General features: G+C 37.9%; 26 protein-coding genes. 8 read left to right on the plus strand and 18 right to left on the minus strand.

Annotation, left to right across the window (positions count from 1 at the left end; translation table 11 throughout):
- Positions 1-159: 159 nt before the first annotated feature.
- Entirely contained in the window at positions 160-498 is a 339-nt protein-coding gene (gene glnB, locus H5088_RS13035; RefSeq protein WP_002962211.1) for a nitrogen regulatory protein P-II, read from the minus strand.
- A 160-nt stretch (positions 499-658) separates the two neighbouring features.
- Here glnB and H5088_RS13040 point away from each other — a divergent pair, with 160 nt between their 5' ends.
- Together H5088_RS13040 and H5088_RS13045 are read left to right on the plus strand one after the other, a co-directional pair.
- The gene (locus H5088_RS13040) at positions 659-1,222 is read left to right on the plus strand and encodes a GspH/FimT family pseudopilin (protein ID WP_024603774.1); all 564 of its coding nucleotides are present in this window, start codon (positions 659-661) and stop codon (positions 1,220-1,222) included.
- Between the two features lie 79 nt (positions 1,223-1,301).
- Positions 1,302-1,832, plus strand: a complete 531-nt coding sequence (locus tag H5088_RS13045; protein ID WP_182753178.1) for a GspH/FimT family pseudopilin — start codon at positions 1,302-1,304, stop codon at positions 1,830-1,832.
- Between the two features lie 6 nt (positions 1,833-1,838).
- Here the strand turns inward: H5088_RS13045 and H5088_RS13050 are convergent, their stop codons facing one another.
- The 13 genes from H5088_RS13050 to murJ all read right to left on the minus strand — a co-directional run bounded on the left by H5088_RS13050 (position 1,839) and on the right by murJ (position 16,900).
- The gene (locus H5088_RS13050) at positions 1,839-2,264 is read right to left on the minus strand and encodes a type IV pilin protein (protein WP_220488875.1); all 426 of its coding nucleotides are present in this window, start codon (positions 2,262-2,264) and stop codon (positions 1,839-1,841) included.
- Positions 2,265-2,274: 10 nt separating this feature from the next.
- Positions 2,275-5,571 (minus strand): PilC/PilY family type IV pilus protein, encoded by a 3,297-nt coding sequence (locus H5088_RS13055; protein WP_182753180.1) that lies wholly within the window; start codon positions 5,569-5,571, stop codon positions 2,275-2,277.
- A gap of 1 nt (position 5,572) precedes the next feature.
- Positions 5,573-6,103: a type IV fimbrial biogenesis protein PilX gene (locus H5088_RS13060; protein WP_033021816.1), complete on the minus strand. Its 531-nt coding sequence runs from the start codon at positions 6,101-6,103 to the stop codon at positions 5,573-5,575.
- Positions 6,091-7,101, minus strand: a complete 1,011-nt coding sequence (locus H5088_RS13065; protein ID WP_182753182.1) for a PilW family protein — start codon at positions 7,099-7,101, stop codon at positions 6,091-6,093. Before H5088_RS13065 ends, H5088_RS13060 begins: the two co-directional genes overlap by 13 nt.
- A 1-nt stretch (position 7,102) precedes the next feature.
- Positions 7,103-7,666, minus strand: a complete 564-nt coding sequence (gene pilV, locus H5088_RS13070; protein WP_182753185.1) for a type IV pilus modification protein PilV — start codon at positions 7,664-7,666, stop codon at positions 7,103-7,105.
- Between the two features lie 185 nt (positions 7,667-7,851).
- Positions 7,852-8,553: a LytTR family DNA-binding domain-containing protein gene (locus H5088_RS13075; protein WP_024596571.1), complete on the minus strand. Its 702-nt coding sequence runs from the start codon at positions 8,551-8,553 to the stop codon at positions 7,852-7,854.
- Positions 8,550-9,584 (minus strand): sensor histidine kinase, encoded by a 1,035-nt coding sequence (locus H5088_RS13080; RefSeq protein ID WP_002958233.1) that lies wholly within the window; start codon positions 9,582-9,584, stop codon positions 8,550-8,552. The genes H5088_RS13075 and H5088_RS13080 overlap by 4 nt, the downstream gene beginning before the upstream one ends.
- Positions 9,585-9,613: 29 nt before the next feature.
- Positions 9,614-10,543, minus strand: a complete 930-nt coding sequence (gene ispH / locus H5088_RS13085; RefSeq protein WP_002958232.1) for a 4-hydroxy-3-methylbut-2-enyl diphosphate reductase — start codon at positions 10,541-10,543, stop codon at positions 9,614-9,616.
- Positions 10,543-10,983 (minus strand): FKBP-type peptidyl-prolyl cis-trans isomerase, encoded by a 441-nt coding sequence (gene fkpB, locus H5088_RS13090; protein ID WP_002958231.1) that lies wholly within the window; start codon positions 10,981-10,983, stop codon positions 10,543-10,545. Before fkpB ends, ispH begins: the two co-directional genes overlap by 1 nt.
- Positions 10,980-11,480, minus strand: a complete 501-nt coding sequence (gene lspA / locus H5088_RS13095) for a signal peptidase II (RefSeq protein ID WP_002958230.1) — start codon at positions 11,478-11,480, stop codon at positions 10,980-10,982. The genes fkpB and lspA overlap by 4 nt, the downstream gene beginning before the upstream one ends.
- A 12-nt stretch (positions 11,481-11,492) precedes the next feature.
- Entirely contained in the window at positions 11,493-14,321 is a 2,829-nt protein-coding gene (ileS, locus tag H5088_RS13100) for an isoleucine--tRNA ligase (protein WP_182753187.1), read from the minus strand.
- Positions 14,322-14,326: 5 nt separating this feature from the next.
- The gene (gene ribF / locus H5088_RS13105) at positions 14,327-15,277 is read right to left on the minus strand and encodes a bifunctional riboflavin kinase/FAD synthetase (protein WP_024596625.1); all 951 of its coding nucleotides are present in this window, start codon (positions 15,275-15,277) and stop codon (positions 14,327-14,329) included.
- A gap of 84 nt (positions 15,278-15,361) precedes the next feature.
- Positions 15,362-16,900 carry a murein biosynthesis integral membrane protein MurJ gene (gene murJ, locus H5088_RS13110; RefSeq protein WP_404936293.1) on the minus strand — a complete coding sequence of 513 codons (1,539 nt, stop codon included), beginning with the start codon at positions 16,898-16,900 and terminating at the stop codon, positions 15,362-15,364.
- A 295-nt stretch (positions 16,901-17,195) separates the two neighbouring features.
- Between murJ and rpsT the strand changes: the two genes are divergently transcribed.
- Positions 17,196-17,456, plus strand: coding sequence for a 30S ribosomal protein S20 (gene rpsT, locus H5088_RS13115; protein WP_002958225.1), 261 nt, complete (start codon positions 17,196-17,198; stop codon positions 17,454-17,456).
- Between the two features lie 109 nt (positions 17,457-17,565).
- Here rpsT and H5088_RS13120 read toward each other — a convergent pair whose 3' ends face one another.
- The gene (locus tag H5088_RS13120; protein WP_002958224.1) at positions 17,566-17,949 is read right to left on the minus strand and encodes a response regulator; all 384 of its coding nucleotides are present in this window, start codon (positions 17,947-17,949) and stop codon (positions 17,566-17,568) included.
- 113 nt (positions 17,950-18,062) lie between these two features.
- Here H5088_RS13120 and H5088_RS13125 point away from each other — a divergent pair, with 113 nt between their 5' ends.
- Both H5088_RS13125 and H5088_RS13130 read left to right on the plus strand, forming a co-directional pair.
- Positions 18,063-18,506 carry a hypothetical protein gene (locus H5088_RS13125; RefSeq protein WP_024603734.1) on the plus strand — a complete coding sequence of 148 codons (444 nt, stop codon included), beginning with the start codon at positions 18,063-18,065 and terminating at the stop codon, positions 18,504-18,506.
- Positions 18,507-18,612: 106 nt separating this feature from the next.
- On the plus strand, positions 18,613-18,858 hold the full coding sequence (locus H5088_RS13130) for a hypothetical protein (RefSeq protein ID WP_002958222.1): 246 nt from the start codon (positions 18,613-18,615) through the stop codon (positions 18,856-18,858).
- A 194-nt stretch (positions 18,859-19,052) separates the two neighbouring features.
- Here H5088_RS13130 and H5088_RS13135 read toward each other — a convergent pair whose 3' ends face one another.
- A complete protein-coding gene (locus H5088_RS13135) occupies positions 19,053-19,199 on the minus strand; it encodes a hypothetical protein (RefSeq protein WP_002958221.1) in 147 nt (48 codons plus the stop codon).
- A gap of 96 nt (positions 19,200-19,295) precedes the next feature.
- Positions 19,296-20,216 (minus strand): glyoxylate/hydroxypyruvate reductase A, encoded by a 921-nt coding sequence (locus tag H5088_RS13140; protein WP_182753189.1) that lies wholly within the window; start codon positions 20,214-20,216, stop codon positions 19,296-19,298.
- A 129-nt stretch (positions 20,217-20,345) separates the two neighbouring features.
- On the opposite strand from H5088_RS13140, the gene H5088_RS13145 reads away from it, so the two are divergent.
- Together H5088_RS13145 and H5088_RS13150 are read left to right on the plus strand one after the other, a co-directional pair.
- The gene (locus tag H5088_RS13145) at positions 20,346-22,052 is read left to right on the plus strand and encodes a lysophospholipid acyltransferase family protein (protein WP_182737353.1); all 1,707 of its coding nucleotides are present in this window, start codon (positions 20,346-20,348) and stop codon (positions 22,050-22,052) included.
- A 409-nt stretch (positions 22,053-22,461) separates the two neighbouring features.
- Positions 22,462-23,115: an OmpW family protein gene (locus H5088_RS13150; RefSeq protein ID WP_182720532.1), complete on the plus strand. Its 654-nt coding sequence runs from the start codon at positions 22,462-22,464 to the stop codon at positions 23,113-23,115.
- A gap of 82 nt (positions 23,116-23,197) precedes the next feature.
- Here H5088_RS13150 and H5088_RS13155 read toward each other — a convergent pair whose 3' ends face one another.
- Positions 23,198-23,737: a thioesterase family protein gene (locus tag H5088_RS13155; RefSeq protein WP_024596631.1), complete on the minus strand. Its 540-nt coding sequence runs from the start codon at positions 23,735-23,737 to the stop codon at positions 23,198-23,200.
- A 106-nt stretch (positions 23,738-23,843) separates the two neighbouring features.
- Here H5088_RS13155 and H5088_RS13160 point away from each other — a divergent pair, with 106 nt between their 5' ends.
- Entirely contained in the window at positions 23,844-24,338 is a 495-nt protein-coding gene (locus H5088_RS13160; protein ID WP_024596632.1) for a hypothetical protein, read from the plus strand.
- Positions 24,339-24,347: the final 9 nt, after the last annotated feature.

Consider the following 24,347-nt stretch of genomic DNA (forward strand, 5'->3'; position numbering starts at 1 on the left):
AGTATGTTCGTTAATCATAATGTGCCCTCAAACAAGATTTGAAGATCTGATCATGACATTGAGATTTAGTTCAAAAAAATCCCCGCTAATTTCTTAGCAGGGATTTGTGTATAAGAGACAGCTTACTAAAGCGCCTTTTAACTACATAGAAAAACAAGCTTAAATCGCTTCTTCATCTTCCTCTGCAGTACGAATACGTATTACACGCTCAACATCTGTGACAAATATTTTACCATCACCGATTTTTCCTGTTTGCGCCGTTTTTACAATAACTTCAATTGCACGGTCTACATCTTCATCAGTCAATACAATATCAAGTTTTACTTTAGGTAAAAAATCGACCATATACTCTGCGCCACGATATAGCTCTGTGTGACCTTTTTGACGTCCAAAGCCTTTAACTTCGCTTACCGTCATCCCCGTAATACCTACATCAGACAACGCTTCACGCACATCGTCTAACTTAAAAGGTTTGATAATTGCTTCTATTTTTTTCATATTAATTACTTTTGAAAGCTTCAGTTGCCTCGATTTTAGACAATCATGATGTTCATAGCAAACAAAGCGATTGAATTACGGTGATAAAACAACCGATCGTGGTATAATTTATTATATAAAAATAGCTATACTTAAATGACTAGCAGTAAATGAGATTAATATGAAAAACAAACAAAACGGGTTCACCCTTTTAGAACTCATGGTAACCGTTGCTATCGTTGGGATCATTGCATCAATTGCAATTTGGAATAGTAGCGATATGCTAGAAGAAAATAGAGCTGAGAACTTTTTGTTGGAATTAAAAAGAAATATTAGCTACGCCCGTGCTCAAGCTGCAAGTACGGATGAAATAGTCATTGTATGCCCTGCTCCCAATACAGTTACAAGTAGTAGCTCAAGTCTCACATGCCAAAGTGAATGGGCATCAACTAATACCGTTATTTTATTTATAGATACTGATAATGACGGAAGTTATAAAAGCGCAAATGATAGTCTATTACGTGTAATGTCAGAAACTCCGTCTAGCGATAGAATAAAATTCTCTGGTAATAATAGCCTTCGGTTTAATACTAGCGGTCGTATTACGACAAGTTTAGCTGGCTCAGGTAGCTTTACGGGCTTTGTATACTGCCCCAATAATGACAACGAAAACAATAAAGCGCTGAATGTATCAGTATCTGGTACTGCTTTTTACCTTGGTGACACCACTGAAAAGTGTGATTAAAAAACGTACAATTATATCTTGTCATATTTGTATCATTTACTAGACTGAGTTAATCATTTATTAACTCAGGTCTTCAAGGATGAGATTATCAATATCAAAAAGTAAGGGAGTAACACTTCTCGAATTAATGGTATCTATGGCTGTTGTCAGTATTATCAGCCAATTATCTATGTGGTTTTACCCAGATTTTTTAGCTAAAAACCGCTTAGATAACCACGTAAACCTCCTACACCGAAATATAAATTATGGCCGTTTATATGCCATTGAAAATACTACTTACGTCACGCTTTGTGCACTAAAAGACAGTCAATGTACAAAGGACGAGTGGAATGGCCAAATGTCACTCTTTATCGACAAAGATAAATCAACCTCGTTAGATGATGATGAACTCCTCTTAAGTACTTTTGAGGAGATCCATGAAGCTGACAGTCTTAAATACCCTCGCAGCGCAATTACGTTTCGTCCTGATGGTTCTTTGAATGGTTTTCAAAATGGTACTTTTATATATTGCCCTAATAGCGATAAAGCCAATCTCAAAGGATTGGCTTTATCTGTAAGTCAAACGGGTAGAATTCGTATTAAATCAACTGATAAATGCCAGAAAAAGTAACTCTAGTTATCTTCCCCAACAGTAGTTAACATCCTTTCCTTCGTTTGTTTTTGCCCCTTGCGCGCCTTTAGTACCTATATCAGTTATAGATAGCTCGGTGCAATCACCATCTCCTTTTACCGGCCCTGCCACGGGTTTAGCAGTGATTGTAAAAGCATTTTTATCGGTCACTTTAATCGTTAATTCAAAATGTTTATTCTCGGTTTTGTCTTGCAACCCTAAATCTGTAAATTTCTCTGTATATTCCCTATTATCAACAAAATACTGCTCTTCCTTGTTTGCTGCATCTAATAATGCTGCAACTGCCTCTGCACGTGAGGCACGTTTTACATATTCTGTATAATTAGGCAGCGCAATTGCTGCAAGTATGCCGACGATAGCAACGGCTATCATCAGCTCAATTAAGGTAAAACCACGTTGTTTTTTTATCATTTAAGCCTCCTTAATCGTCTTCATTCTGTATATTTTCATCATTCTCTTCATGCTTATATATATAAGTTTGCTGAGTTTTAAAACCAAACCCTAATGCTTTGTCATTAACAAGTTGTATTTTATCATCTACAACTTTTAATCCTGGGCCTGTAATTTCAAGTGGTTGGAGCGGGTTTTCAGCATTTTCACCTTTGATGCCCGGACCAATTAAATAAAACTGACTTTTTACTTCCTCATCAGGATCATCATCGCATTTTCCGTTATCATCACTATCTGCACATGAAGAACCAAAATAAAGTTGGGGCGTATCTGGCACCTCTGTACTTGTAGCAAATTTCAGATCGTCATAAACTTTAGTACCGTAGTGCAAATGAAATGCGTAAAGAGAGCCCCCTCCTCCACTTAATGAACATTGATTTTTAATTGATGAATCCAACGTCGGAGTAAAAGATGTAAAATAAGCAACACCACCAACAACGGTTGCCGCAGCTAACGACTTTTCACCAGTAGCGAGTTTATAACGCCACCCAACAAAATCATTCGCAAGTTTATCTTCTAATTTTACAAACTCAGTTACACTATTTAAAGCGCTGCCAAATTCATCATCATTTATCTCCATTAACATACTATGCGTTATAGCTTTAGGCGCAGATTCGAATAATTTAGTAACCGTATTTTCATCTCTAATCATAAATAATTCGTCAGCTGTGCCCGCTCCGTTCGGATTTGAACGATTTCCACTACCAATCACAATAGCATCATAAGGTGTATCTAATCGAGTGACTACACCATCTTTAATAGTTACTTTACTAAACATAGTTCTCGCCACCACAGGCTTGTAAAAAAAACGTCTATCTGCATCATTACCAAGATCGGCTAACTGAAAATGACTAAATTTGCCTTCATCTGATATATCAATACGCCAAATACCTCCACCAGTATCTGCCGCATATATCCGGTCTGTATAGCCATCATAATTAGAATCCAATAACGTTACATCGCCAGCAATACTATATTTTCCTTTAAAGGCGTTTTCACTAGGTGTTAAAGCCCAAACTTTTTTACCTGTTTTTGCATTAACGATATAAATGCCGCGGCCAACTTCGTCCTCAGTTTTTATATTAGCTTTATCGGGATCATTCGAATCTTTATTGGTATCATAACCAGCCCCAAATATTAAAAGGGGTGTATTCTCTTTTGATTTTATATAAGCAACTTGAGGTTTAGACCACGTTTGGCCAAGGTTTTTAAATTCCCCTTCACCGCCTTTAATAGTCCACATTAAACTTGGAGAGTCTGGCTTTGTAATATCCAAACCATAATAATTACGACCGCCTCTGCGCATACCTACAGCAGCCCAGACTTGGTCACCTTTAGTTGCGTTAATAGTTCCATCATTTAAACCTTCACCATTAAGGCTCTTATTATTGAAATAAACGCCAATAGGCCCATCAATACCATATTTTTTTCCTGACTCCTCATCTCTAAGTGGTTTAAGAATGTTAAAGAGTGCAGAAGGTATAAACGCCCAACTTTCACTAACTTTATTATTAGCATCATCATCTTTAAACATATGCAAAAAACCAGCATTAGTGCCAATTAGAATACGAATATCATTGTCACCATAATCAATAGCCACGGGTTTTGAATGTAATGGGTCACCAAAAATATCATTGCGAACTGATGACGACGAATTTTTGTCATCGACATCTTCACCACGAGCCCAATTTATAAGATCTTCAACCTCTCTGACTTTAACTTTACTGACGTTATCGGAAAAGTAAGGTACATTATCGCTTTCTTCCATGTATTTAAGCCCCAGATAGCTGCTTACGCTTTCGTCGCAATCGACACAAAAAGTAAAATCTCCTATATCAGTAATTATTTGACGCTTCGTAATATCTCCCACCGCCAATTCTGATAACATAGCATTTACACCCCCGTCTTTTACTGAGTTTCCATCTGCTGACTTATCTTCATCCCAGAATGTAGCCGCATCTGTATTTATTAACCCATCATCATCAAGTGCAATATTATTTTTAGCATCTATAATAGTATTACCAGATACTTTTAACTTTTTTAAATTGCCACGCCAACGAGTGGATTTATCGGGATAAAACATAGCTAAATAAATAGCATCTCCGCTTCGTGTTTGATCAACATTATTACTTGCAACAGATGGGGAGGTAAATGTACTATTTTCACTCCTAATATCCGAAACAGCTTGATTTAAGGCTTCTGTCAATTTTTCAGGGGTTGTTGCAGGTATGTTTTTCCCCCCGCCTAATTCAGCAGCCCGTTTTAACAGATATTGCCCTTCGGCGCTCATTCCTGAACCAAATCCAATGGTATATAAACGACCCGTTTCATTTATCTCAGGGCTAGATGGGTACAAATCGACAACAGTGTCGTCTGTTCCATGAATAATTTTAGCCAATTGGTGTAAGTAGTTATCATGAAGAAAGTCATTTTCATCAAGCTCCCTACCAATATAATCTTCTTGAGTTAACTCTCGACCAAAAAATTTATTATGTTCTGTGCTTATTGATTCGTCGCTGTCATTATCACTAGAAGAACTTAAGCTTAGATAATACTGCCCCCACCAATTACGGCTATATACATATTTAGGTGAGGGATCGCCGTCAGTCATATAAATAATATTGATGGAATTATCACAACGTTTAGCTTCAGCTACGCTATCAGCAAAAGGGGAGATATAAGTGTAGTTATATACATTTTGCCACTTCTTACAACGCCCGTTTCCCTTCAATTCTATGCACTGCGTACCAATAATACTTTTATTTTCAACAATAGTATCCCTCTCTGATTCACTAACTTGCTCGCCATAGTACACACTTTGTCCTGTTATATATAAATAAGCCTCCCATAGTGTTTCAGCTAACGGTGTTCCACCATCGGCTGGGAGATTATTGATTGATGATTTTATTGATTCAGGAGGACTCCCTATTCTATTTAAAACATAGCCACCATCGGTTCCATTAAACCGCATCAAGCCAAAGTCGATAGAATCTTTATTAACTTCAACCAATTGACTCATAGCTGACTGAGCAGCCTCAAGCCTACTATCAGAGCATAATATTCGATTACCTGACCTATCGTTACACTCATTTCCTGTACTTGAGGACCAAGCCATACTTCCAGAGGTATCAAAAATTAACAGTACTCGCGGTTTTTCATCTGAATTAGCATCTTTATTTACGTAAAGCTCAATATCCTCAGCGTATACATGCATATTAATTGCTGATGTAAATAATATAGCGAGTGCTATATAAAGTTTAAATTTCATCTTAAATCCCCTTACCCGTACTGGCCATCTCTTGAGCTATACCAGTTACTATAGTTAACTGGTGCTTACTTTTAGAGCCATATTCTATCGTAGTAGATACTTGAACCATGTTGCATGAAACACCCGCTGTAAAACTATAACTACGAGGGCAATTAAGTTCTAATAAACCATTATTTAAGTTCGTCATTATGCTTTTCATTTCGTGTCCAGGCTCTGTAATGTCCTTCTCTGGTATAGTGATTTTATTACCATCACCATCAAGCTTCCCCGAATCTGTAGCGATCTCATCTGGAGTAAGAAAAAAGTCACTATCAGCACCTTTTTTAGCTTCTGACGCAATAACTCTTAGCACCTCGCCAATCAATTGATTTTCTGCAACTTCTCGCTCTTGCGCTGCATTAGTAATTTTAATATCAATCGTACTACTACTCATAAGAGTAACTGCAATACCGGTAACTGCTATCACCATAATTAATGCTGTTAAAAGCACCACACCTTGTTGCTTACTTGGTAACAACTTTAGATTCTCCATAGATTACCCCCAACATTACTTAAACGAATAGTTGTTGTAAAAACTGTTCTTCTATAGTTATCATCAAAATTTAATTCTCGCTTTCCAGCTCCCTCACCTAAAAAATATTTTTGGTTTTTAAGTTTTATTCCTGGGTCTGGTTGAAGTGCACGGATTAATAGAAAAACTTGCACCGTTAACATACCTTTGCGGTTTTCCCATTCAGCGGCAGTAATTGTGCTGGCACTTTTATAAGTATCAACTCGACTGTCGCTATTAGTGTCCAATCCAAATAAAAAACGCATATTTTCGACCCCTTCCATTATCGTTTCAGAGGTCATTTTTCCATTTACTAATCGTTTTCGTCTTAATGCGGGAACTTTTATTTTTTTATTATTTACTACATATTCTTCTTCTTTAATATAATAAACATGATGGCTATATGGCCAAATAGTTGCATTGATATTTGTCGGGGTATATTTGCCAGTTACAAAGCGTGCTTGTTCTTGTTCTGCGATAAAATAATTTATTTTATCGCTAGTAGTATTAGTACCAGCAACAGCATCATATTGAGGGTCACCTTGTAAAAACTTTAGTTGAAGAATATCGGTCTCTTTATCATCAGCAGGAATAATGCCATCGTTTATGCAATTCAGGTTATCTTTGATCTTAGTAGTTTTTGCATAAATAGTGCGAAAATTACTACTACTGATTAAATCTGGAAAGCTGCCATTATTAGCTCCCTCTAAGCAATCACCTGCTACCCCCGTCGCGGTAACCGTTGTGTTTGCTGCAGTAAATGAATCATCGTAATAAGTTCCCCAAAAACCCACTTGCTCTATATCGCGCTGCATAATATTAATGGCTAAGCGGCCAGACTCTTGGAGTTCACCTATGCTCATAGTGTCTTTTGTGGTGACTTTCATACTAATAAAAGTGAACATGACACCACCTAAAATCAAACCACCAATAAATAGCGAAATCATAACCTCTACAAGAGTAAACCCTTTTTGCTTCATGCTAACTCCTCACATATATATAACTGGTTAAAACCACTAAACGGCGTTTATTGTTAGCTTCATCACCACAAGTTACTTTTCCTGTAACTGTATTTGCTTTAAACTCTTGTCGCCCTTGCCATGATATAATTACTTCAATGTTAAACCCTTTGCCTCCAGTATCTGCCACGGCAACCGGGTTTATACACACACTTGCATCATCTAACGAGCCAGTATTATTTCTGGCCTGTATTGCACGTTTCCACTGTTCAAGATCAAGTAAAGCAATTTGCTCAGCACTGCATGAGCCACCAAAGCATGTTGTTGATGAGCTTATGGGAGTTTTACTCGTAAAGTCTTTCTTATAATGTGCTACTAACTGAGGTGTGTCATTAGCACGAATACGTTGAATAATGTCATTTCCCAGAGCAACTGCAGCAGCACGCTGCATAGAATCAAAGCTTGCTTGCTTTGCTTTTGCTTGCAAAGCAACTGCGCCTAAAAGGCCAAAACTAAGAATAATAAATGCAATTAGCACTTCAATCAGAGTGAAGCCTCTTTGCACTTTTACGTGAGGTGATTGCATAATAAAACCAAATAAAAATTATCTGATTTTAAGTTTATGTTATTTATTTGAGGAATCAATGAGGACTAAGACAAGCGGTTATATTTGTTGATAAACGGTTAATTAAACCTGTTTATTCAATAACACCGTTGATAATTAAGACTCAAATGTATTTAAATCAAGGGGAGGTTAATTGCAAGGTAAGCCTAAAGCGAATTTTTTACTAATTTAAGCTCACGGCGGCTCACTGGCAATAACTCACTGCACCCTTGTAGCTCAATCATATGATTGCCATTCGCTTTTGAATGCAAAGCAATTACTTTTTGTTTATTAACCAATGTATTGCGATGAATTCGCAAAATATGTGTAGGAAATTGTAACTCTAATTGTTTTAGACTTTGTTCAAGTAAAGCTTCTCCACCACAGAATATCATTTTGGTATACTTTTCTTCGGCACTAAAATACAAAACATCATTTATATCAACACTGCGTAGAGTACCAGCTAGCTGATAAGAGATTTTTACATTTTGTTGTTTTTGAATATGTACTTTATTTAAGCGCCCGACTTGCTTAAGCACCTTTTGCAATGATTGCTCTGAAATAGGTTTAACTAAATAACCTGCAGCGCTTAATTGTAAAGCATCGAAGGCATGCTCAGGGTGAGCAGTTATAAAAACAATAGCAGGAGGTAGAGTTAAACTATTGAGCTCATTAGCAACTTGTAAACCATTCATACCAGGCATATCAACATCTAAAAAAATCAAATCCGGCGTTTGCTTTTTAGCCAGTACTAGGGCTTCATTACCATTACTTGCCTCGCCTTGTACAACTATGCTTTTATCATGTGCCAACAAACGAATTAAGCGCGATCTCGCAAGAGGTTCATCATCAACAATGAGTACGTTCATACACTGCCCTCAATTAGCTTAGGAATAACGACCTTGACCCTAAACACATCATTTTTATTAGTAATTGTTAGCTGCGCTTTATTTTTATAATAAATATTTAATCGCTGGCGAATATTTTCAAGCGCCATGCCGTTATTAGGCCTAGTTTGAGCATTAGAAATTGTTATAGGGTTAGAAACAATCATGGTTATATAGCCGGTAGTAATATGTAGCTCTACTTTTATTTCTGCACCATGCTCACTTGTTTCAACACCGTGGCATACTGCATTTTCAATTAATGGCTGCAGGGTTAAACAAGGAATGCTCAATGCAGGTAGTTCATTAGGTATTTGCCAATCAACGCTTAAGCGATTACCGAAACGCCATGTTTCAAGTGCTATATATTGCTTACTCAGCGTTATTTCATCGTCAAGAGATACATTTTTTCCTGAGTGCATTGCAGCCTGCGATAAGGCGGCTAATGCTAAAATAGCCTGCTCTGCCGCATCGGCATCATGATGAGTAAGCTCTGCAGCGGTGTTTAAACTATTATATAAAAAATGAGGACGTATTCTAGCTTGCAAGGCATCAAGCTCAGCTCGAGAAAGCGCTTTAGTTTGCTGCTCTTTCTCAAAATGAATTAATAAAAATTGGACGAATAAAGCCGCCAGCAAAGCCACTATAATGCAATTGCGAAGTGTGAAATAAATTAAGTTATCTGTATCATCTATATCAAAAGCAAAATGGGAAAATAAAATACTAAAAATGCATGTAGATAATAAAAAAAAGATAAAAAACAAACTTAATTGAAAAGTTTGAGTGCGCGTTTGTAAGAAAAATCTACAAAAGTATAAAGAAGAGGTACCGACTAAAACAATTAAATGCATAAACAAACTGATGATCCCAAGTCGAAGCCAAATATCTCCTTCTACATTGGGTGCAAAGGCTAAAACAATAGCAATAACTTGAGAAACGATAAGCGAAGCTAATACGCCTCGCTCATTAAAAAGAGCCGAAAAAAGCAAACCATCATTTTTTAGTGACTTGCTCATAACGACTCTCCTATAATCTAAATTTTAAATTAACGTAGCTCTACAGGAACAGCAAATACGATATTCTCTTCTTCGCCTGGGTTTTCAACAACCTGCGTACCACCAAGATCTTTTAATCGGCTTATAACTTGTTGTACAAGTACTTCTGGCGCAGATGCACCCGCAGTTACACCCACTGATTTAGAACCTGAAACCCACTGCTCTTGCACATCAGTTGCATCATCAATTAAATAAGCAACAGTGCCCATTTTATCTGCAAGTTCACGTAAGCGATTAGAGTTAGAGCTGTTTTTAGCGCCAACAACTAATAGCACATCAACTTTGTCAGCTAAGTCACGAACAGCATCCTGACGATTTTGCGTTGCATAACAAATATCATCTTTACGAGGTCCGTCAATTGATGGAAACTTATTGCGTAGTGCATCAATAACATCAGCAGTATCATCAACTGATAAAGTCGTTTGACTACAGTAAAAAAGATTTTCAGCATTTTTTACATTAAGCGCAACAACATCATCAACGGTTTCAACAAGATAAATACCACCGTCTGAGTTATCATATTGTCCCATTGTTCCCTCTACTTCAGGGTGACCATGATGTCCAATTAAAATACACTCAATACCTTTGCGACTCGCACGTGTAACTTCCATATGCACTTTAGTTACAAGCGGACACGTTGCATCAAATACTTTTAAATCACGACGTTTAGCCTCGCTGCGAACCGCTTGCGATACGCCATGTGCGCTAAAAATAACAATACTGTCGTCAGGTACTTGATCAAGCTCTTCAACAAATACCGCACCACGGCTTTTTAGTCCATCAACCACATAGCGGTTATGTACTACTTCGTGGCGAACATAAATTGGCTTTTCAAAAATATCTAAAGCGCGCTCAACAATACTAATAGCACGGTCAACACCAGCGCAAAAGCCGCGAGGATTAGCTAGTAATATTTCCATTAACCTTCCACCTCAATAATATCAACTTCAAAGGTTAAACGCTGGCCAGATAAAGGGTGATTAAAATCAATCGTTACCGACTCACCTTGCACTTCGCGAACTAAACCAGGAAGCTCAGTGCCATCAGGTTGAGTAAACGCAATAATTGCACCTACCTTAGCTGGTGTTTCTGGACCAAACTTACTACGGTCAACGTAGTAAATATTATCTGGGTTTGGTTGACCAAAAGCATCTTCAGGTTCTAATTCAAACGTTTTACTTTCGCCTGCAGTTAAACCTAATAAACACTTTTCGAAGTTTGCCGTTAAGCTGCCATCACCCATTGTTAATTTAGCAGGTTTGTTGTGTACCTTGGTAGAATCAGCGGCAGAGCCATCTTCTAATTTAATAGAAAAATGGAAAATAACTTGCGAGTTTTCACCAATTACAGCTTGGCTCATGCTTTATGCTCCTTTGGACTCTCGCCGGTGAAGGCGTCAAATAACAATAATGCTGCGCCAATACAAATAGCGCAATCGGCAATATTGAATACAGGAAAATGTGAGTCTTTATAAAAAACGTGAATAAAGTCGATTACATAACCATACGCAATACGATCGTATAAATTACCAATAGCGCCAGCAAGTACCAATGCATAAGCACCGCATAGTACTTTATTTGTAGCAGGTAAGCGTTTTAGCCACCATACAAGCAAAGCACTAATAGCAACGGCAATTGCACTTAAAAACCAACGCTGCCAACCACCCGCTTCACTTAAAAAGCTATAAGCAGCACCATAGTTATGTACATAAGTAATACTAAAAACAGGGAGTAAGTTTATAGACTCTTGATAAGCCATAGTCCCTACAACAAGTGTTTTACTGGCAAAGTCTATTACTAAAAGTAATAGACTCAACCAAAGCCACACTAAACCACTTTTTTGGGCTAGTTTGCTCACTAAGAATAACTCCTAAGCGAATTGACGCTTTTCACCTTCGCCGTCAACATTACTTACACAACGACCACAAATTTCAGGATGAGCAGGCTCAACACCTACATCTTCGCTGTAATGCCAACAACGCTCACATTTAGCAGCATCTGTTGCAGCAACGCTAATGAACAAACCTTCAATCTCGGTAGCTTGTGTATCTGCAGGCTGGCTATCAACTTCAGAAACATTTACGGCCGATGTTAACAATACAAAACGCAGTTCATCACCAAGCGCGTTTAATTTAGCGGCAAGCTCTTTACCCGTAAATAAATTCACCGTTGCTTGAAGTGTTGCACCAATTACTTCTTCTTTACGTGCAGCTTCTAATAAGCGGTTTACTTCGTCACGTACAGTTAAAATCTCTAACCAATCATCGTTACTAAATTGGCTATTTGTTGGCGCTTGTAAGCCATCGTACCAAACTGATGTAAATACGTAGTCACTACGCTCACCCGGTAACGCTTCCCAAATTTCTTGTGCGGTAAAGCTCATAATAGGTGCCATCCAACGCGTCATTGCTTCTGCGATATGATAAAGCGCAGTTTGACAAGAACGACGTGCATGGCTATCACTCTTAGCTGTATATTGACGATCTTTTATAACATCTAAATAGAACGAGCCAAGCTCACCCGTACAGAAGTTCATTAGCTTTTGCGTTACTAATAGCATTTGGTAGCTGTCGTATGCGGCTAAAATCTCGTCTTGCAACTGAGCTGCGCGGCCAACAATCCACTTATCAAGCTCAACCATATCATCAACAGCTACTTGATCTGTTTCTGGGTTAAAACCATTTAGGTTAGCAAGCAAGTAACGGCTGGTGTTACGAATACGGCGGTAACGATCGGCTGAGCGTTTAAATATTTCATCCGACACAGTCATTTCTGCCGTGTAATCGGTAGAAGCAACCCATAAGCGTAAAATGTCAGCACCTAGTTTATTCATCACATTTTGCGGAGAGATAACATTACCTAGTGACTTAGACATTTTACGGCCGTTTTCATCAACGGTAAAACCATGCGTAAGCACTTGCTTATATGGTGCATGACCATTAATAGCAACTGATGTCATCATTGATGACATAAACCAACCACGGTGCTGATCAGAACCTTCAAGGTATAAGTCAGCTGGACCAACCAAGTCTTCACGTGCATCTACTACACAAGCGTGTGACACACCTGAGTCAAACCATACATCTAGCGTATCTTGCACTTTCATGTATTGCTTGGCGTCTTCTTCACCAAGTAAAGTAGCTGGTTCTAAATCGTACCATGCTTGTATACCAGACTTTTCAACAAGCTCTGCTGCTTGAGCAATTAGCTCTTGAGTATTTGGGTGAAGCGCACCGGTGTCTTTATCAACGAACAATGCAATAGGAACGCCCCAAGTACGCTGGCGAGAAATACACCAATCTGGGCGGCTTTCAACCATGTTAGAAATACGGCTTTCGCCCCACTCTGGTAACCACTGCGTGTTTTTAATCTCAGCAAGAGAATCTTGACGTAAGTTAGCCTGATCCATACTTACAAACCATTGTGGTGTAGCACGGAAAATGATTGGTGTTTTATGACGCCAGCAATGTGGGTAACTATGCGTAAGCGCATGGTGATGCATAAGCGCACCACGCTCTTTTAACACTTCAATTACGCTCGCATTCGCCTTAAATACATGCTGACCTGCAAAAAGTTCGGTATCTGGTAAATAAACACCATTTGCACCAACAGGGTTAGCCACTTCAAGGTTGTAATTTAAACCAGCCACGAAATCTTCTTGACCATGGCCTGGGGCGGTATGTACAACACCAGTACCTGAATCAGTAGTTACGTGTTCTGCAACAATCACTGGTACATTAAAATCATAAAAAGGATGGGCTACTTGCAAGTTTTCAAGCGCTGCACCTTTTACATACCCTAGTACGTGAAAGTGATTAAAACCAAAACGGTCCATAGCATCTTTAACAAGCTCAGAACCTAAAATTAGACGTTGTTGTACGCCTTCATCTTCAACCTGTACTAACGCATACTCTAAATCGGCATGCACAGCCACAGCGCGGTTTGCAGGAAGCGTCCACGGTGTTGTTGTCCAAATAACAGTACCAACACTGCCTTCGCCTTTATGACCATCAGCCAAATCAAATGCACTAACAACAGCATCTTGATCAACAAATATAAAACGCACATCGATTGCTGGTGACTGCTTATCTTGGTATTCAACTTCTGCTTCTGCTAATGCAGAGCCACAGTCTGTACACCAATGCACAGGCTTGGCGCCTTTATGCAAATGACCTTTTTCAATAATTCGACCAAGTACACGAATTGCATTCGCTTCAAAGTCAAAGTTCATTGTTAAATATGGCTTATCCCAATCTGCAAATACGCCTAAACGTTTAAAATCAACTTTTTGACCTTCAACTTGTTTTTTAGCGTATGCACGGCATTTTTCACGAAACTCACTCGCAGTAACTTTTACACCCGGCTTGCCTACTTTTTTTTCAACCATTAACTCGATTGGTAAACCATGACAATCCCAACCTGGAACTAATGGTGAATCAAAGTCAGATAATGTTTTAGACTTAACAATAATATCTTTTAATATTTTATTAACTGAGTGGCCTAAATGGATATCGCCATTTGCATACGGAGGGCCGTCATGCAAAATAAAGGTTTTTTTACCTTTCTTAGCGCTGCGAATTTGACCATAAAGGTCGTCCTCATACCATGCTTTAAGCATTTTTGGTTCACGTTGTGCCAAATTGCCACGCATTGGAAACGGTGTTTCCGGTAAGTTCAAAGTATGTTTATAGTCGCTCATTTATCCTACATTCCGTCTCTATCGGCTACCTGATTTAAACCAAAACACTGCTTAGCGGCAGCAACATCAGTTGCTATTTGCGCCGTTAATTGTGTTAATGTCTCGAATTTTTTCTCATCGCGAAGTTTTTCTATTAACTCCACATGCATAAATTGTCCGTAAATATCCTGTGCAAAATCAAAAAGGTGAACTTCTAATAATGCACGAGTTCCATTAAATGTCGGCTTATTGCCTACATTTGCAACTCCAAAAATCTGTTTTCCTGCAATCGTTGCTTGCACTGCAAACACTCCGTTGACAGGACACACTTGGCGTTTTAGGGCTATATTTGCCGTTCTAAAACCGAGTTCACGTCCTCTTTTCCAACCATGTATAACACGCCCAGAAATAGCATAATCGTGACCAAGCATTATTTTAGCACTCGCTAAGTCACCGGATGCTAAAGCATCTCGTATTAAAGTGCTGCTTACTCTAGCATTTAATTGACGAAAGCTCGCGGTGCTTTTTACATCCATGCCCGCTTGCTTACCCATGCTAGCAAGTAAGTGAAAGTTACCTTGGCGTTGCTTTCCAAACTTAAAATCATCACCAACAGTAAGTGCTTTAACACCTAACTTTTTAATCAAAATCTCATTAACGAATTGCTCAGCATGCATGTTTGCAAATTGCTGATTAAAGCTAATGCAAATAACTCGCTCAATACCTAAATCACTCAATAAACGTAACTTATCTCGTAAGCGCGTTAACCGTGCAGGGGCATTGTTTTTAGCAAAAAACTCTTGTGGCTGGGGTTCAAACAGCATTACAGTGCTAGGCAAACTATGCGCTTTAGCATCGCTAAGTAAACCTTTTAATACTTCTGCGTGGCCTAAATGAACGCCGTCAAAATTACCAATAGTTAACACACAACCAAAATGGTGTGGGCGAATATTGTGTATACCTCTAATTAACTCCATGCCACCTAATGCCTTGTTTAGCGAGCTATTAATTACGGCTAAAAAATGATTAAAGCCGCAGAGTTGCCGATTATAATCTTTTTTTTAGTTTGATTCAGTAATTGCTACACTTTTTATCGTATTTAGTCTAACACCCATCACAAATAGCATTGCAAAGTAGCTAATACCTGCCAAAGCCACTAGCGCTACTAATAATATTACTTGCTGTGTAAAGGCCCATGTAGCCCAATAATAGTAACTGCTCACAAACCATGTGACAGCTCCCATAACAATACTTGCAACAACACATTTAAGTGTAAAACGCATACTCATTGATGAGAACTGGTATACATTTTCTTTTTTAAGCTGTCTGTATAATAAAAATGCATTGCAGCTAGCCGATAACGAAGTAGCAAGTGCCAACCCTAAATAACCAATGAAAGGAGCCAGCATAATGTTAAACACCATATTAAGTACTAAGGTAATAATACCAATACGCACCGGTGTTTTTGTATCTTGACGAGCATAAAAGCCAGGAGCGAGTACTTTTATTAGCATAAAGCTTACAAGTCCGACCGAATATGCGACTACGCCTAAGCTTACAGCTTTGACATGATCAATACTGTCTTCTTTAAACGCACCGTGGTCGAACAATACGGTGATAATAAGCGGGCTGATGATCATTAGACCTATCATTGCTGGTAGGCCTAAAAATATAACAAAACGCACCCCCCAGTCGAGAGTATGCTGAAAGTCACTACTTTTTTTACTGCTATGTAACCTAGAGAGCGCCGGTAAAATAACTGTCGCAATACCAATACCAAATAATCCCAGCGGAAATTCAATTAAGCGGTCTGAATAATAAAGCCATGCAATTGAGCCCGTCATCAGTAATGACGCAATCATGGTATCGAGCAACAGATTAATTTGACTAATAGAGACACCAAACAAAGCCGGTAGCATAAGTTTTCGTACTTTTTTTACGTTTTCGTCTTGCCATGCCCAGCGCGGACGCGCCAACATTTTAGCGCGATACAAGAACGGTAGTTGAAATAGTAGCTGCACTACACCACCGACAAATACACCTATGGCAAGTGCATAAGCACCTACTGAAAATTTATCATGTAAAAAAATTGCACACGTAATAATAGAAACATTAAGCAAAACTGGTGTAAATGCAGCAACAGCGAAACGGTTATACACATTCATAACCGCACCACTAAGTGCAACTAAGCTTACAAAAAATAAATAAGGGAATGTAAGTTTAAGTAGTGAACTTGCAAGTTCAAATTTTTCGGCATTAGGTCCGCCTTGCCACCAATCTATAAACCAACCGGTACCAAATAATGCTGCAATAACAGGGGAAGCAACAACACCTATAATAGTGACAATTAGCAAAATGGTTCCTAATGTGCCTGCTGCTTGTGCAACAAAAAGTCTGACTTTGTCGTCTCCTTGCTGTTCTTTAATTTCACTTAGCACAGGCACGAATGCTTGTGCGAAGGCACCTTCTGCAAATAAACGGCGTAAAAAATTAGGAATACGGTTAGCAAATAAAAAAACATCAGCCGCTGCACTTGCGCCTAATAAATTGGCAACGACAGCATCTCGAACGAGCCCTAAAATACGCGATATCATAGTCATACAACTAACAATCATACCAGAGCGAAATAAACCTTTTGACACCTTAAACCTACTCAAAAATCCTCAAGATAGGCGATTATGCCACAGTCTTTTTTATAAATCGCTTTAAAGCACTAGGCTGGGGGTCTGTGCTTTGTTACAATGTCTATATTAACTGCTAAAGCGGCAAATTGATGCTCGTTATATGGTGCAGTTTTTCTTGGATTGTTAAATTTAAATTGACATCCATGATAGAAACAGGCATATTCCACGGCCTTTAATTTAAGCTTTATTTTAAGATTGTTAGGAGCAAACCTTGGCTAACATCAAGTCTGCAAAAAAACGCGCTATCACAAGCGAAAAAAACCGTCAGCACAACGCAAGCCGTCGTTCAATGATGCGCACTTACTTCAAAAAAGTAATTGTTGCTATTGAAGCGGGCGATAAAGAAGCTGCACAGCAAGCTTTTTCTGTTGCTACACCTATCCTAGACCGTTACGCAACTAAGGGTCTAATTCACAAAAACAAAGCAGCTCGTCATAAGAGCCGTATAGCAGCTAAGATTAAAGCTCTATAATTTGTTTTTGATAGAATATAAAAAACCGGCTTTTGCCGGTTTTTTTTTTATCTAAAATTTAATCTCGTACTTTAATAACAGTCGACATAAATATTTAAACAGATTGGTGTCATACATTTTCCAAGTCTGGATAAAATTTCTTAAGCATTGCTGCTATTTTTTTAGGTGTAAACGGTTTCACTACAAACCCTTTAGCGCCTTTATCAATTGCATCCTTAACATTTTCAATGCCTGAATGTGCAGATACCATTACAACATTTGTCTCAGGGCTTAATTCATTGATTTGTGCAATCAAATCTTTGCCATCGCCGTCCGGCAGTTCTATGTCTAAAAAAATGATATTATAATTTGCAGCCTGGCACTCACTAATACATTGTGAGGCAGTAGATGCTTCCTTTACGTTATCTATCCCTAAGTGCATGAGCGTTTGGCTCAAAAAACTACGCACTGTGCTAACGTCATCTACAATTAAAATTGATAGCTGCGTATTCATCTTTATTCCTCGTAGGCTATAAGCTAACTTTAAGTTATCATAATAATTAGCTTAGTATATAAATTTGCTCATTTAATTATAGAGACCTACGGAAAAAAGGCCAGATTTGCTTTATGTCTAAAACCCCAAATAAACAGTCGTTGCTAGGTAAAGCACCAACAAGAAAAAAAACAGCGCAAAAAAGAAAGCCGCAACGCCCTACTCAGCGCTCTATACCCGCAGAGGAAAAAACAAATATAAACAATGGCACTAGCCAAAAAACAAAGTCAAAAAAGGGGCTATTTATATCTCTGGCCATTGTTATTGTAATAATTTTAGCTTTTCCAAAACCAACCTTGCTCACCTATAAAAAATTAGGGATGGTAAGTGAAAGTGTTTACTGGCCTGGACTTTTAGGTTACGGAGCTACTTTAATTGATTCCAACTTGCACCCCAACTATGATTCTAGCCGTGAATCCCTTTATTTATGCAGTGATTTACAAAAACCACAGAGCTGTCAAAAGTATCAAGTAATTGCTGACAATGGTTTGTTTTCGGCAATTGGCAGTTACTTTTAGCATTAAAAAAACTAATCTGAAAATTTAAAATTACTTGGTTGAAAGGTGTGCAAAAGATCAACATAATGGCGCTCCTTTTTTCAACAACTGAACTATTGAAACGACCATGCTAAACGAGCTAGATTGGCTTTTAAATACTACACTACTTGCACTAGGTTTAGGTGCATTCTTTATTAACCAGATAACACTGCTGCGCGTTGCCGCCATTAGTGCATGTGGTTTATTGTTCTTATCATTTAGCCTAGATCTTATGTCGTCGAGCGTTATTTCAAATATGAGTTTAGTGTTGATCAACACTTTTTACTTGTTTAAAGTTTATACATTCGGGCAGTTTAATGTAACCCAAAGTTAACAACTTTTCCTTAGAATATTTAATAGCCCAGCATTGCTGGGCTTTTTTGTTGCGAATTTTTAAAATATTAGAAACACGTTAGATCAGGACAGTATTAAGCGCCACTAAAGCACCACTACAATAATAGTGCTGTGCATGTACTGTTGAGAGAAACGAGAAGAAAGACGAAAACCGAAAATACCTAATAAGCTAGGTTAATCTGCTATTGTTAATTCACTTTGGGTTTGTGTTTTAGATGGGCTATCTTCAGCGTTAGCCTGATTAAACCAAGCTGAAACACCTAGCACGATAATTGAAATAACAACGAGGCTTAATTTAGCCCCACTTTGACTGGATTTCATAACACCCTCTTTATATTTTTATTAGTGAGAATATCTTTTACACTAATGAAAATTACAAATGTTAACAAGCTGTTTTTTAAACTAATTAGCTATCAGCTAATAACCTTTAGTTCTATCCACTGAATTATTGAGTGCTAAGCCCTTATTCAAACGTTCAATATTATCGGCTATTTGGTCTATAACGCTATTTAAATCAGATAGCGCTGCACAATGTGGTGTAAGTGTTATTTTGGGGTTTCCCCAGTAAGGATGGTTCTGCGTTAAAGGTTCTTGGTCAAAAACATCCAAGGTAGCAGCGCGTAAGCTATCGTTATTTAATGCATTTAATAAATCTTGCTCAACCACATGAGCACCACGTGCTACATTAATAACAACAGCATGTGAAGGTAGCTTAGCGAGCATTGAGTGATTAATAATACCCTTCGTTGCCTGCGTAAGGGGTAATAGACATACAAGGTAGTCAACGTCAGAAAGCATATCGCTAAGTCCTTCATCACCATAATAAACCTCGACATTAGTCGTGTTTTTATTACTTTGCGCCCAGGCACTTACTTTAAAACCATTAGTTACAAGTTTTTGCGCACATGCTTTACCTAATTCGCCAAATCCAAGTATACCAACATGTTTATTACTAAAAGCTCGTTTTGGCTTCCATGTTTGCTGTGTTTGTTTAGTGTAATACTCTTTTAAGCGTAATTTTTGAGCTAAGACATGTGTAAGTACATATTCCGCCATATCTTCAGCTAATTGCATGTCCACAATACGTACTACTTCGACATGTTCAGGTAATAATGTTAGATTTATACTATCTACGCCTGCACCAAATGACGACACAGCTTTTAAGTTAGGCAGCTGCGGCCACAGAGACTCAGGAGCATTCCACGCAAGTACAAAATCCACATTATTTGCGTTTTTGCAATCAGGCCATTGCTCTATCAATGTATTTGGTAATCGCTCTTGTAACTTCGTTATTAGCTTTTCGTTGTTGCGCCCCGTTATAGCCACCAATACCGACATAAATTCTCCTAGCAATTCACAGTTTATAATTTAGTACTTTAAAAAGTCACACTACTGCAAAGTAACTGTCACACCCTTTTTTTAATCTTACATGTATAGCGAATAGACCAAACGGAATATGAGGTTAATATGATAAGTGTTGATAAAGTAATTGCAGCAAACTTACCACAACTAGAGAACTCTCCAAAAGTAAAAGGTTTAGTAAAAAAGGGCTTAGGTTACTTATTGCATGAACAAGAGTTTATCACCTTTGGTAATACGTACCCTCACCTACAAGGATTAGAATTTGTTGAGCAAGTACTTGATGAACTCAATTTTGATACGCGCTATAAACCTAAGCAGATAGAACATATTCCTAACGAGGGTAAACTTGTTATTGTTGCTAACCACCCTATTGGTTCATTAGATGCTTTAGCACTTATCAAAGTACTCTCTACAGTAAGGCAAGATTTAAAAGTAGTCGCAAACCGCATGTTAATGTCGGTCAGCGCAATGCACTCTCTTTTACTCCCTGTTGATAACTTATCTGGTATGAGTAAAAAGCAAGAGCTTAGTAATATACAAAACCATTTAAAAGGTGGAGGTGCCTTACTTATATTTCCTGCAGGGGAAGTGTCGCGCCTAGGACCAACCGGTATTAAGGATTGCAAATGGAATAGCGGTTTTTTACGTATGGCAAAAAAAGCCAACTGCCCAATTTTACCTATTTTTATTAAAGCCAAAAATAGTCCGCTTTTTTATGGTACATCAATGATTTATAAACCTTTGGCAAGTTTATTATTAGTGACAGAAATGTTTAAGCAGCGCCAAAAATCTTTAGAGTTTGAGATTGGCGCCTCTATCCCTCCTGAGTCCTACTTAATAGAAAACCTTAAAGATAAAGAAGTTGTAAACCTCATCCGTAAACAGCTTTATAGGCTTACAACTAAAAAAACACTGCCGCTAAAAACACAAACACCTATTGCTGTGCCCGAGTGTAGAAAAGAACTAAAAAGAGCAATTGAGCAATGTCAGCTTCTGGGTAAAACACACGATGGCATGCACATTCATCTATATCAATATGTAGGTAGTTCCCCTATTTTTAGAGAGCTAGGACGCCTCAGAGAAATTGCATTTAGAGCAGTAGGTGAAGGAAGCGGTAAGCGTCGTGATATAGATAAATACGATATGGATTACCAACACCTTGTACTGTGGGACCCTATGCAACTAGAGCTAGTAGGTGCTTATCGATTAGCCTGCGCACAACAGATAATACAAAAACATGGACGTGAAGGTTTATATACCGATAGTTTATTTTCTTACACCGACGCTATGACGCCCTATCTGCACCAAGGTATTGAGCTTGGTCGAAGTTTTGTACAACCTAAGTATTGGGGACGTAAGAGTCTTGACTATTTATGGTACGGTATTGGTGCTTTTATAAAAAACTACCCACAGTATAGATATTTATTTGGGGCTGTAAGCGTGTCCAACGCTCTACCTGAGCAAGCCAAAGCCATGCTCGTTTATTACTATCAACATTATTATAAAAGCAGTATAGAACTAGCTACGCCTAATAATGAGCTTAAATTAACTGAGCAACAGCTAACTCAATGCAATATTCTTTTTAATGGAAACGATGTTAAAGAAGATTTTGTAGAGTTAAAACATGTGTTAGCTAATATGGGCGCTCAAGTCCCTACTTTATTTAAACAATATACTGAGCTTTGCAACCCTGGCGGTGTACAATTTTTAAGCTTTAGCATTGATCCCGATTTTAATAATTGTATTGATGGATTGGTATTAGTCGATCTTAAAAGTGTCAAAGAAAACAAAGCTAAACGTTATTTAGAATAACTATTGATAACTAAAGTCAGTGCACCGAGTATTTTATGCCTTATAAAGTACTCGGTTTATATTTAATTATACAAACCGACTCAATCGCATTTAAGTCTTCCAATACTTTTTTAAGTGTCGGCTGTTTTAATTATTTTTTGAACCCTGCTAAAAACATATTTTCTTGTTTATTAAGACCCTTGGTGAAACACGAGATTATGACAAAGCAGTGCCTGCCTTATATTCATGTGACTGTTAATTAAATAAATATGTCAATCTTTACAAAAGCATAACGACACTAAAATTAATCTAAATCAATAAAACATTTTATAAGCTTCAAATGCTTTTTAAACTTTGATCTAGAACAGGTTTTCATGTTTATTGCTCGGTAATAATAGCGCTAATTAAACAGTAGTTCTTGGAGAACAACATGAAAACTCAAATTAGCATCGCATTATTAACCTCTTTATTAGCACTCTCTCCAGCTGCACACGCTAACTTTAGCGTAAATGTTGGTGCTATTAACGTAAACCCTGATAACAATAGCTCAGCGATTAATGAAGCACCTACGCTAGGCCTTAAAGGTGATTCAGATACTCAACTAGGTATCACCGTAGATTATGCATTTAACGATCAATGGGTGTTAGAGCTGATAGCAGCAACACCGTTTTCACACGATGTAAATGGCGCAGGCGGCTTAGCAGGCAACAAAATTGCAGATATAAAACAACTTCCACCGTCATTGGTTGCACAATACCACTTTTTAGATACAAGCTATGCGCTAAGACCTTTTATAGGCGTAGGCATAAACTACACTACATTTTTTGATGAGCAACCCTCTCAAGCACTTAAAGCAACACTAGGAACAGACGATGTAGAAGTAAAGTTAGATGATTCGTTTGGCTTTATGGCTCAGGTAGGTGCTAACTATAAAATTGATAAAAACTGGGGTTTACACGCTATGGTATCAATTATGGATATTGATACCGATGCCACTGTTTATGCTAATGGTGCAAAATCGCTTACATCAACTGTTGAGCTTGACCCTGTTGTGGCTATGTTTGGTGTTAGGTACAGCTTTTAAAGCATATATGAAGTAGTACATAGTTACCCAATTACAATGTGTGTTAAAAGGCCGAAAGGCCTTTTTTCTCATTTGTAGGGTATTAGCGATTTGGCAGGTTACTTAACTTTTTCTGCTCTAACATTTCTTTCCAGTGCATTACTTCACTTGGCAATATAGGTGTTTGCCCATCAAAACCAGCAACTTCAAGCATTTCTTCAATACTTATAATACCCTTTTTACTTTTAAATACACCGCGTACATAAGCAATAGCATGTAAGCCTCGCTCTGAGTGAAACTTTTGCTCAATATAAAAATATTTATGATCCCAGCCAACTAACTTAGTACTTATTGTATATCGCTGCATAGGTTTAATATCGCGGATATAAGTAATAGCAGTTGCGTTAACAATCGGAAACCAACGACGCTTCATTATTTGCTTTAGTAAGCCAACACGCTCCGTCATCCACGTGCGAGATAAATCCATCATCGCAAGATAGCGTGAGTTCGTTAAATGTAGATTAATATCACAATCAGTCGGCAAAGCTTTGTAATCAATATCTACTGTATCAAGTAGATTTTGATATTGCTTATTGCGTTTAATTTTGAAAAATAATAATAAAAGTCGAATATATAAGTTCACAATAAAGGTCTTACCAGTTAAATTTATTCGAGTGTAGCATAGCCCCTTGCGAAGACGAATATTCTACTTTAATCTTAAATCATTATTACAATAAAAAAGATAGCTAATGAAATCAAAACTAAAAATTATCGCTGCACTGGCCCTATTAGTCCCTAGCTACAATGCTTTTGCCGATTTCTCGTTACCAGGTAAAGGCTCAGTAACTTACCCTACCGGTGTAGTTAAAGAATTTAAATTTGGTTTTGAATGGCAGCAAAAAGCTGAGAAATTCACTATTGGATCTAAAAGTTACAATATGGAGCAAATTCCTAGCTCTTATTCTGTCGCTATCACGCTTTCAAAAGATGACAGCCAAGTATGGGTTCAAGAATTTAATAACGGGTTTATTGAAGAGTTTGAATGGCAAATTGGCGAACATACAGTCACTTTAAAAAAGCAGCAGTTTAGCGATCCGGTAAAAGGTGACTATGTTATTGAGCTAAATGGCCGTAGCTATTTTTTCACTCGTAATAACGCCAGTATCGTAATGAACTTTAACGAAGAAGGTATTGAGACGATTGCAATTGATGGGGTAACAAAAAATATGGGCACTAAAAATTAGTCCCCATAT

Origin of the sequence: Pseudoalteromonas sp. SR43-3 (assembly GCF_014163875.1) — a bacterium.
GTDB classification, from domain to species: Bacteria; Pseudomonadota; Gammaproteobacteria; order Enterobacterales; family Alteromonadaceae; genus Pseudoalteromonas; species Pseudoalteromonas distincta.

Excerpts from the sequence above, each read along its gene's own strand:
- murJ (WP_404936293.1), bottom strand. The coding sequence starts at position 16,900 with ATGACTATGATATCGCGTATTTTAGGGCTCGTTCGAGATGCTGTCGTT.
- pilV (WP_182753185.1), bottom strand. The coding sequence starts at position 7,666 with ATGCAATCACCTCACGTAAAAGTGCAAAGAGGCTTCACTCTGATTGAA.
- H5088_RS13160 (WP_024596632.1), top strand. The coding sequence starts at position 23,844 with ATGAAATCAAAACTAAAAATTATCGCTGCACTGGCCCTATTAGTCCCT.
- ileS (WP_182753187.1), bottom strand. The coding sequence starts at position 14,321 with ATGAGCGACTATAAACATACTTTGAACTTACCGGAAACACCGTTTCCA.
- H5088_RS13060 (WP_033021816.1), bottom strand. The coding sequence starts at position 6,103 with ATGGAGAATCTAAAGTTGTTACCAAGTAAGCAACAAGGTGTGGTGCTT.
- H5088_RS13120 (WP_002958224.1), bottom strand. The coding sequence starts at position 17,949 with ATGAATACGCAGCTATCAATTTTAATTGTAGATGACGTTAGCACAGTG.
- H5088_RS13075 (WP_024596571.1), bottom strand. The coding sequence starts at position 8,553 with ATGAACGTACTCATTGTTGATGATGAACCTCTTGCGAGATCGCGCTTA.
- ribF (WP_024596625.1), bottom strand. The coding sequence starts at position 15,277 with ATGGAGTTAATTAGAGGTATACACAATATTCGCCCACACCATTTTGGT.
- H5088_RS13050 (WP_220488875.1), bottom strand. The coding sequence starts at position 2,264 with ATGATAAAAAAACAACGTGGTTTTACCTTAATTGAGCTGATGATAGCC.
- H5088_RS13055 (WP_182753180.1), bottom strand. The coding sequence starts at position 5,571 with ATGAAATTTAAACTTTATATAGCACTCGCTATATTATTTACATCAGCA.
- H5088_RS13040 (WP_024603774.1), top strand. The coding sequence starts at position 659 with ATGAAAAACAAACAAAACGGGTTCACCCTTTTAGAACTCATGGTAACC.
- H5088_RS13135 (WP_002958221.1), bottom strand. The coding sequence starts at position 19,199 with ATGAAATCCAGTCAAAGTGGGGCTAAATTAAGCCTCGTTGTTATTTCA.
- H5088_RS13150 (WP_182720532.1), top strand. The coding sequence starts at position 22,462 with ATGAAAACTCAAATTAGCATCGCATTATTAACCTCTTTATTAGCACTC.
- H5088_RS13065 (WP_182753182.1), bottom strand. The coding sequence starts at position 7,101 with ATGAAGCAAAAAGGGTTTACTCTTGTAGAGGTTATGATTTCGCTATTT.
- H5088_RS13130 (WP_002958222.1), top strand. The coding sequence starts at position 18,613 with ATGCTAAACGAGCTAGATTGGCTTTTAAATACTACACTACTTGCACTA.
- H5088_RS13080 (WP_002958233.1), bottom strand. The coding sequence starts at position 9,584 with ATGAGCAAGTCACTAAAAAATGATGGTTTGCTTTTTTCGGCTCTTTTT.
- H5088_RS13140 (WP_182753189.1), bottom strand. The coding sequence starts at position 20,216 with ATGTCGGTATTGGTGGCTATAACGGGGCGCAACAACGAAAAGCTAATA.
- H5088_RS13125 (WP_024603734.1), top strand. The coding sequence starts at position 18,063 with ATGTCTAAAACCCCAAATAAACAGTCGTTGCTAGGTAAAGCACCAACA.
- H5088_RS13145 (WP_182737353.1), top strand. The coding sequence starts at position 20,346 with ATGATAAGTGTTGATAAAGTAATTGCAGCAAACTTACCACAACTAGAG.
- fkpB (WP_002958231.1), bottom strand. The coding sequence starts at position 10,983 with ATGAGCCAAGCTGTAATTGGTGAAAACTCGCAAGTTATTTTCCATTTT.
- H5088_RS13045 (WP_182753178.1), top strand. The coding sequence starts at position 1,302 with ATGAGATTATCAATATCAAAAAGTAAGGGAGTAACACTTCTCGAATTA.
- ispH (WP_002958232.1), bottom strand. The coding sequence starts at position 10,543 with ATGGAAATATTACTAGCTAATCCTCGCGGCTTTTGCGCTGGTGTTGAC.
- glnB (WP_002962211.1), bottom strand. The coding sequence starts at position 498 with ATGAAAAAAATAGAAGCAATTATCAAACCTTTTAAGTTAGACGATGTG.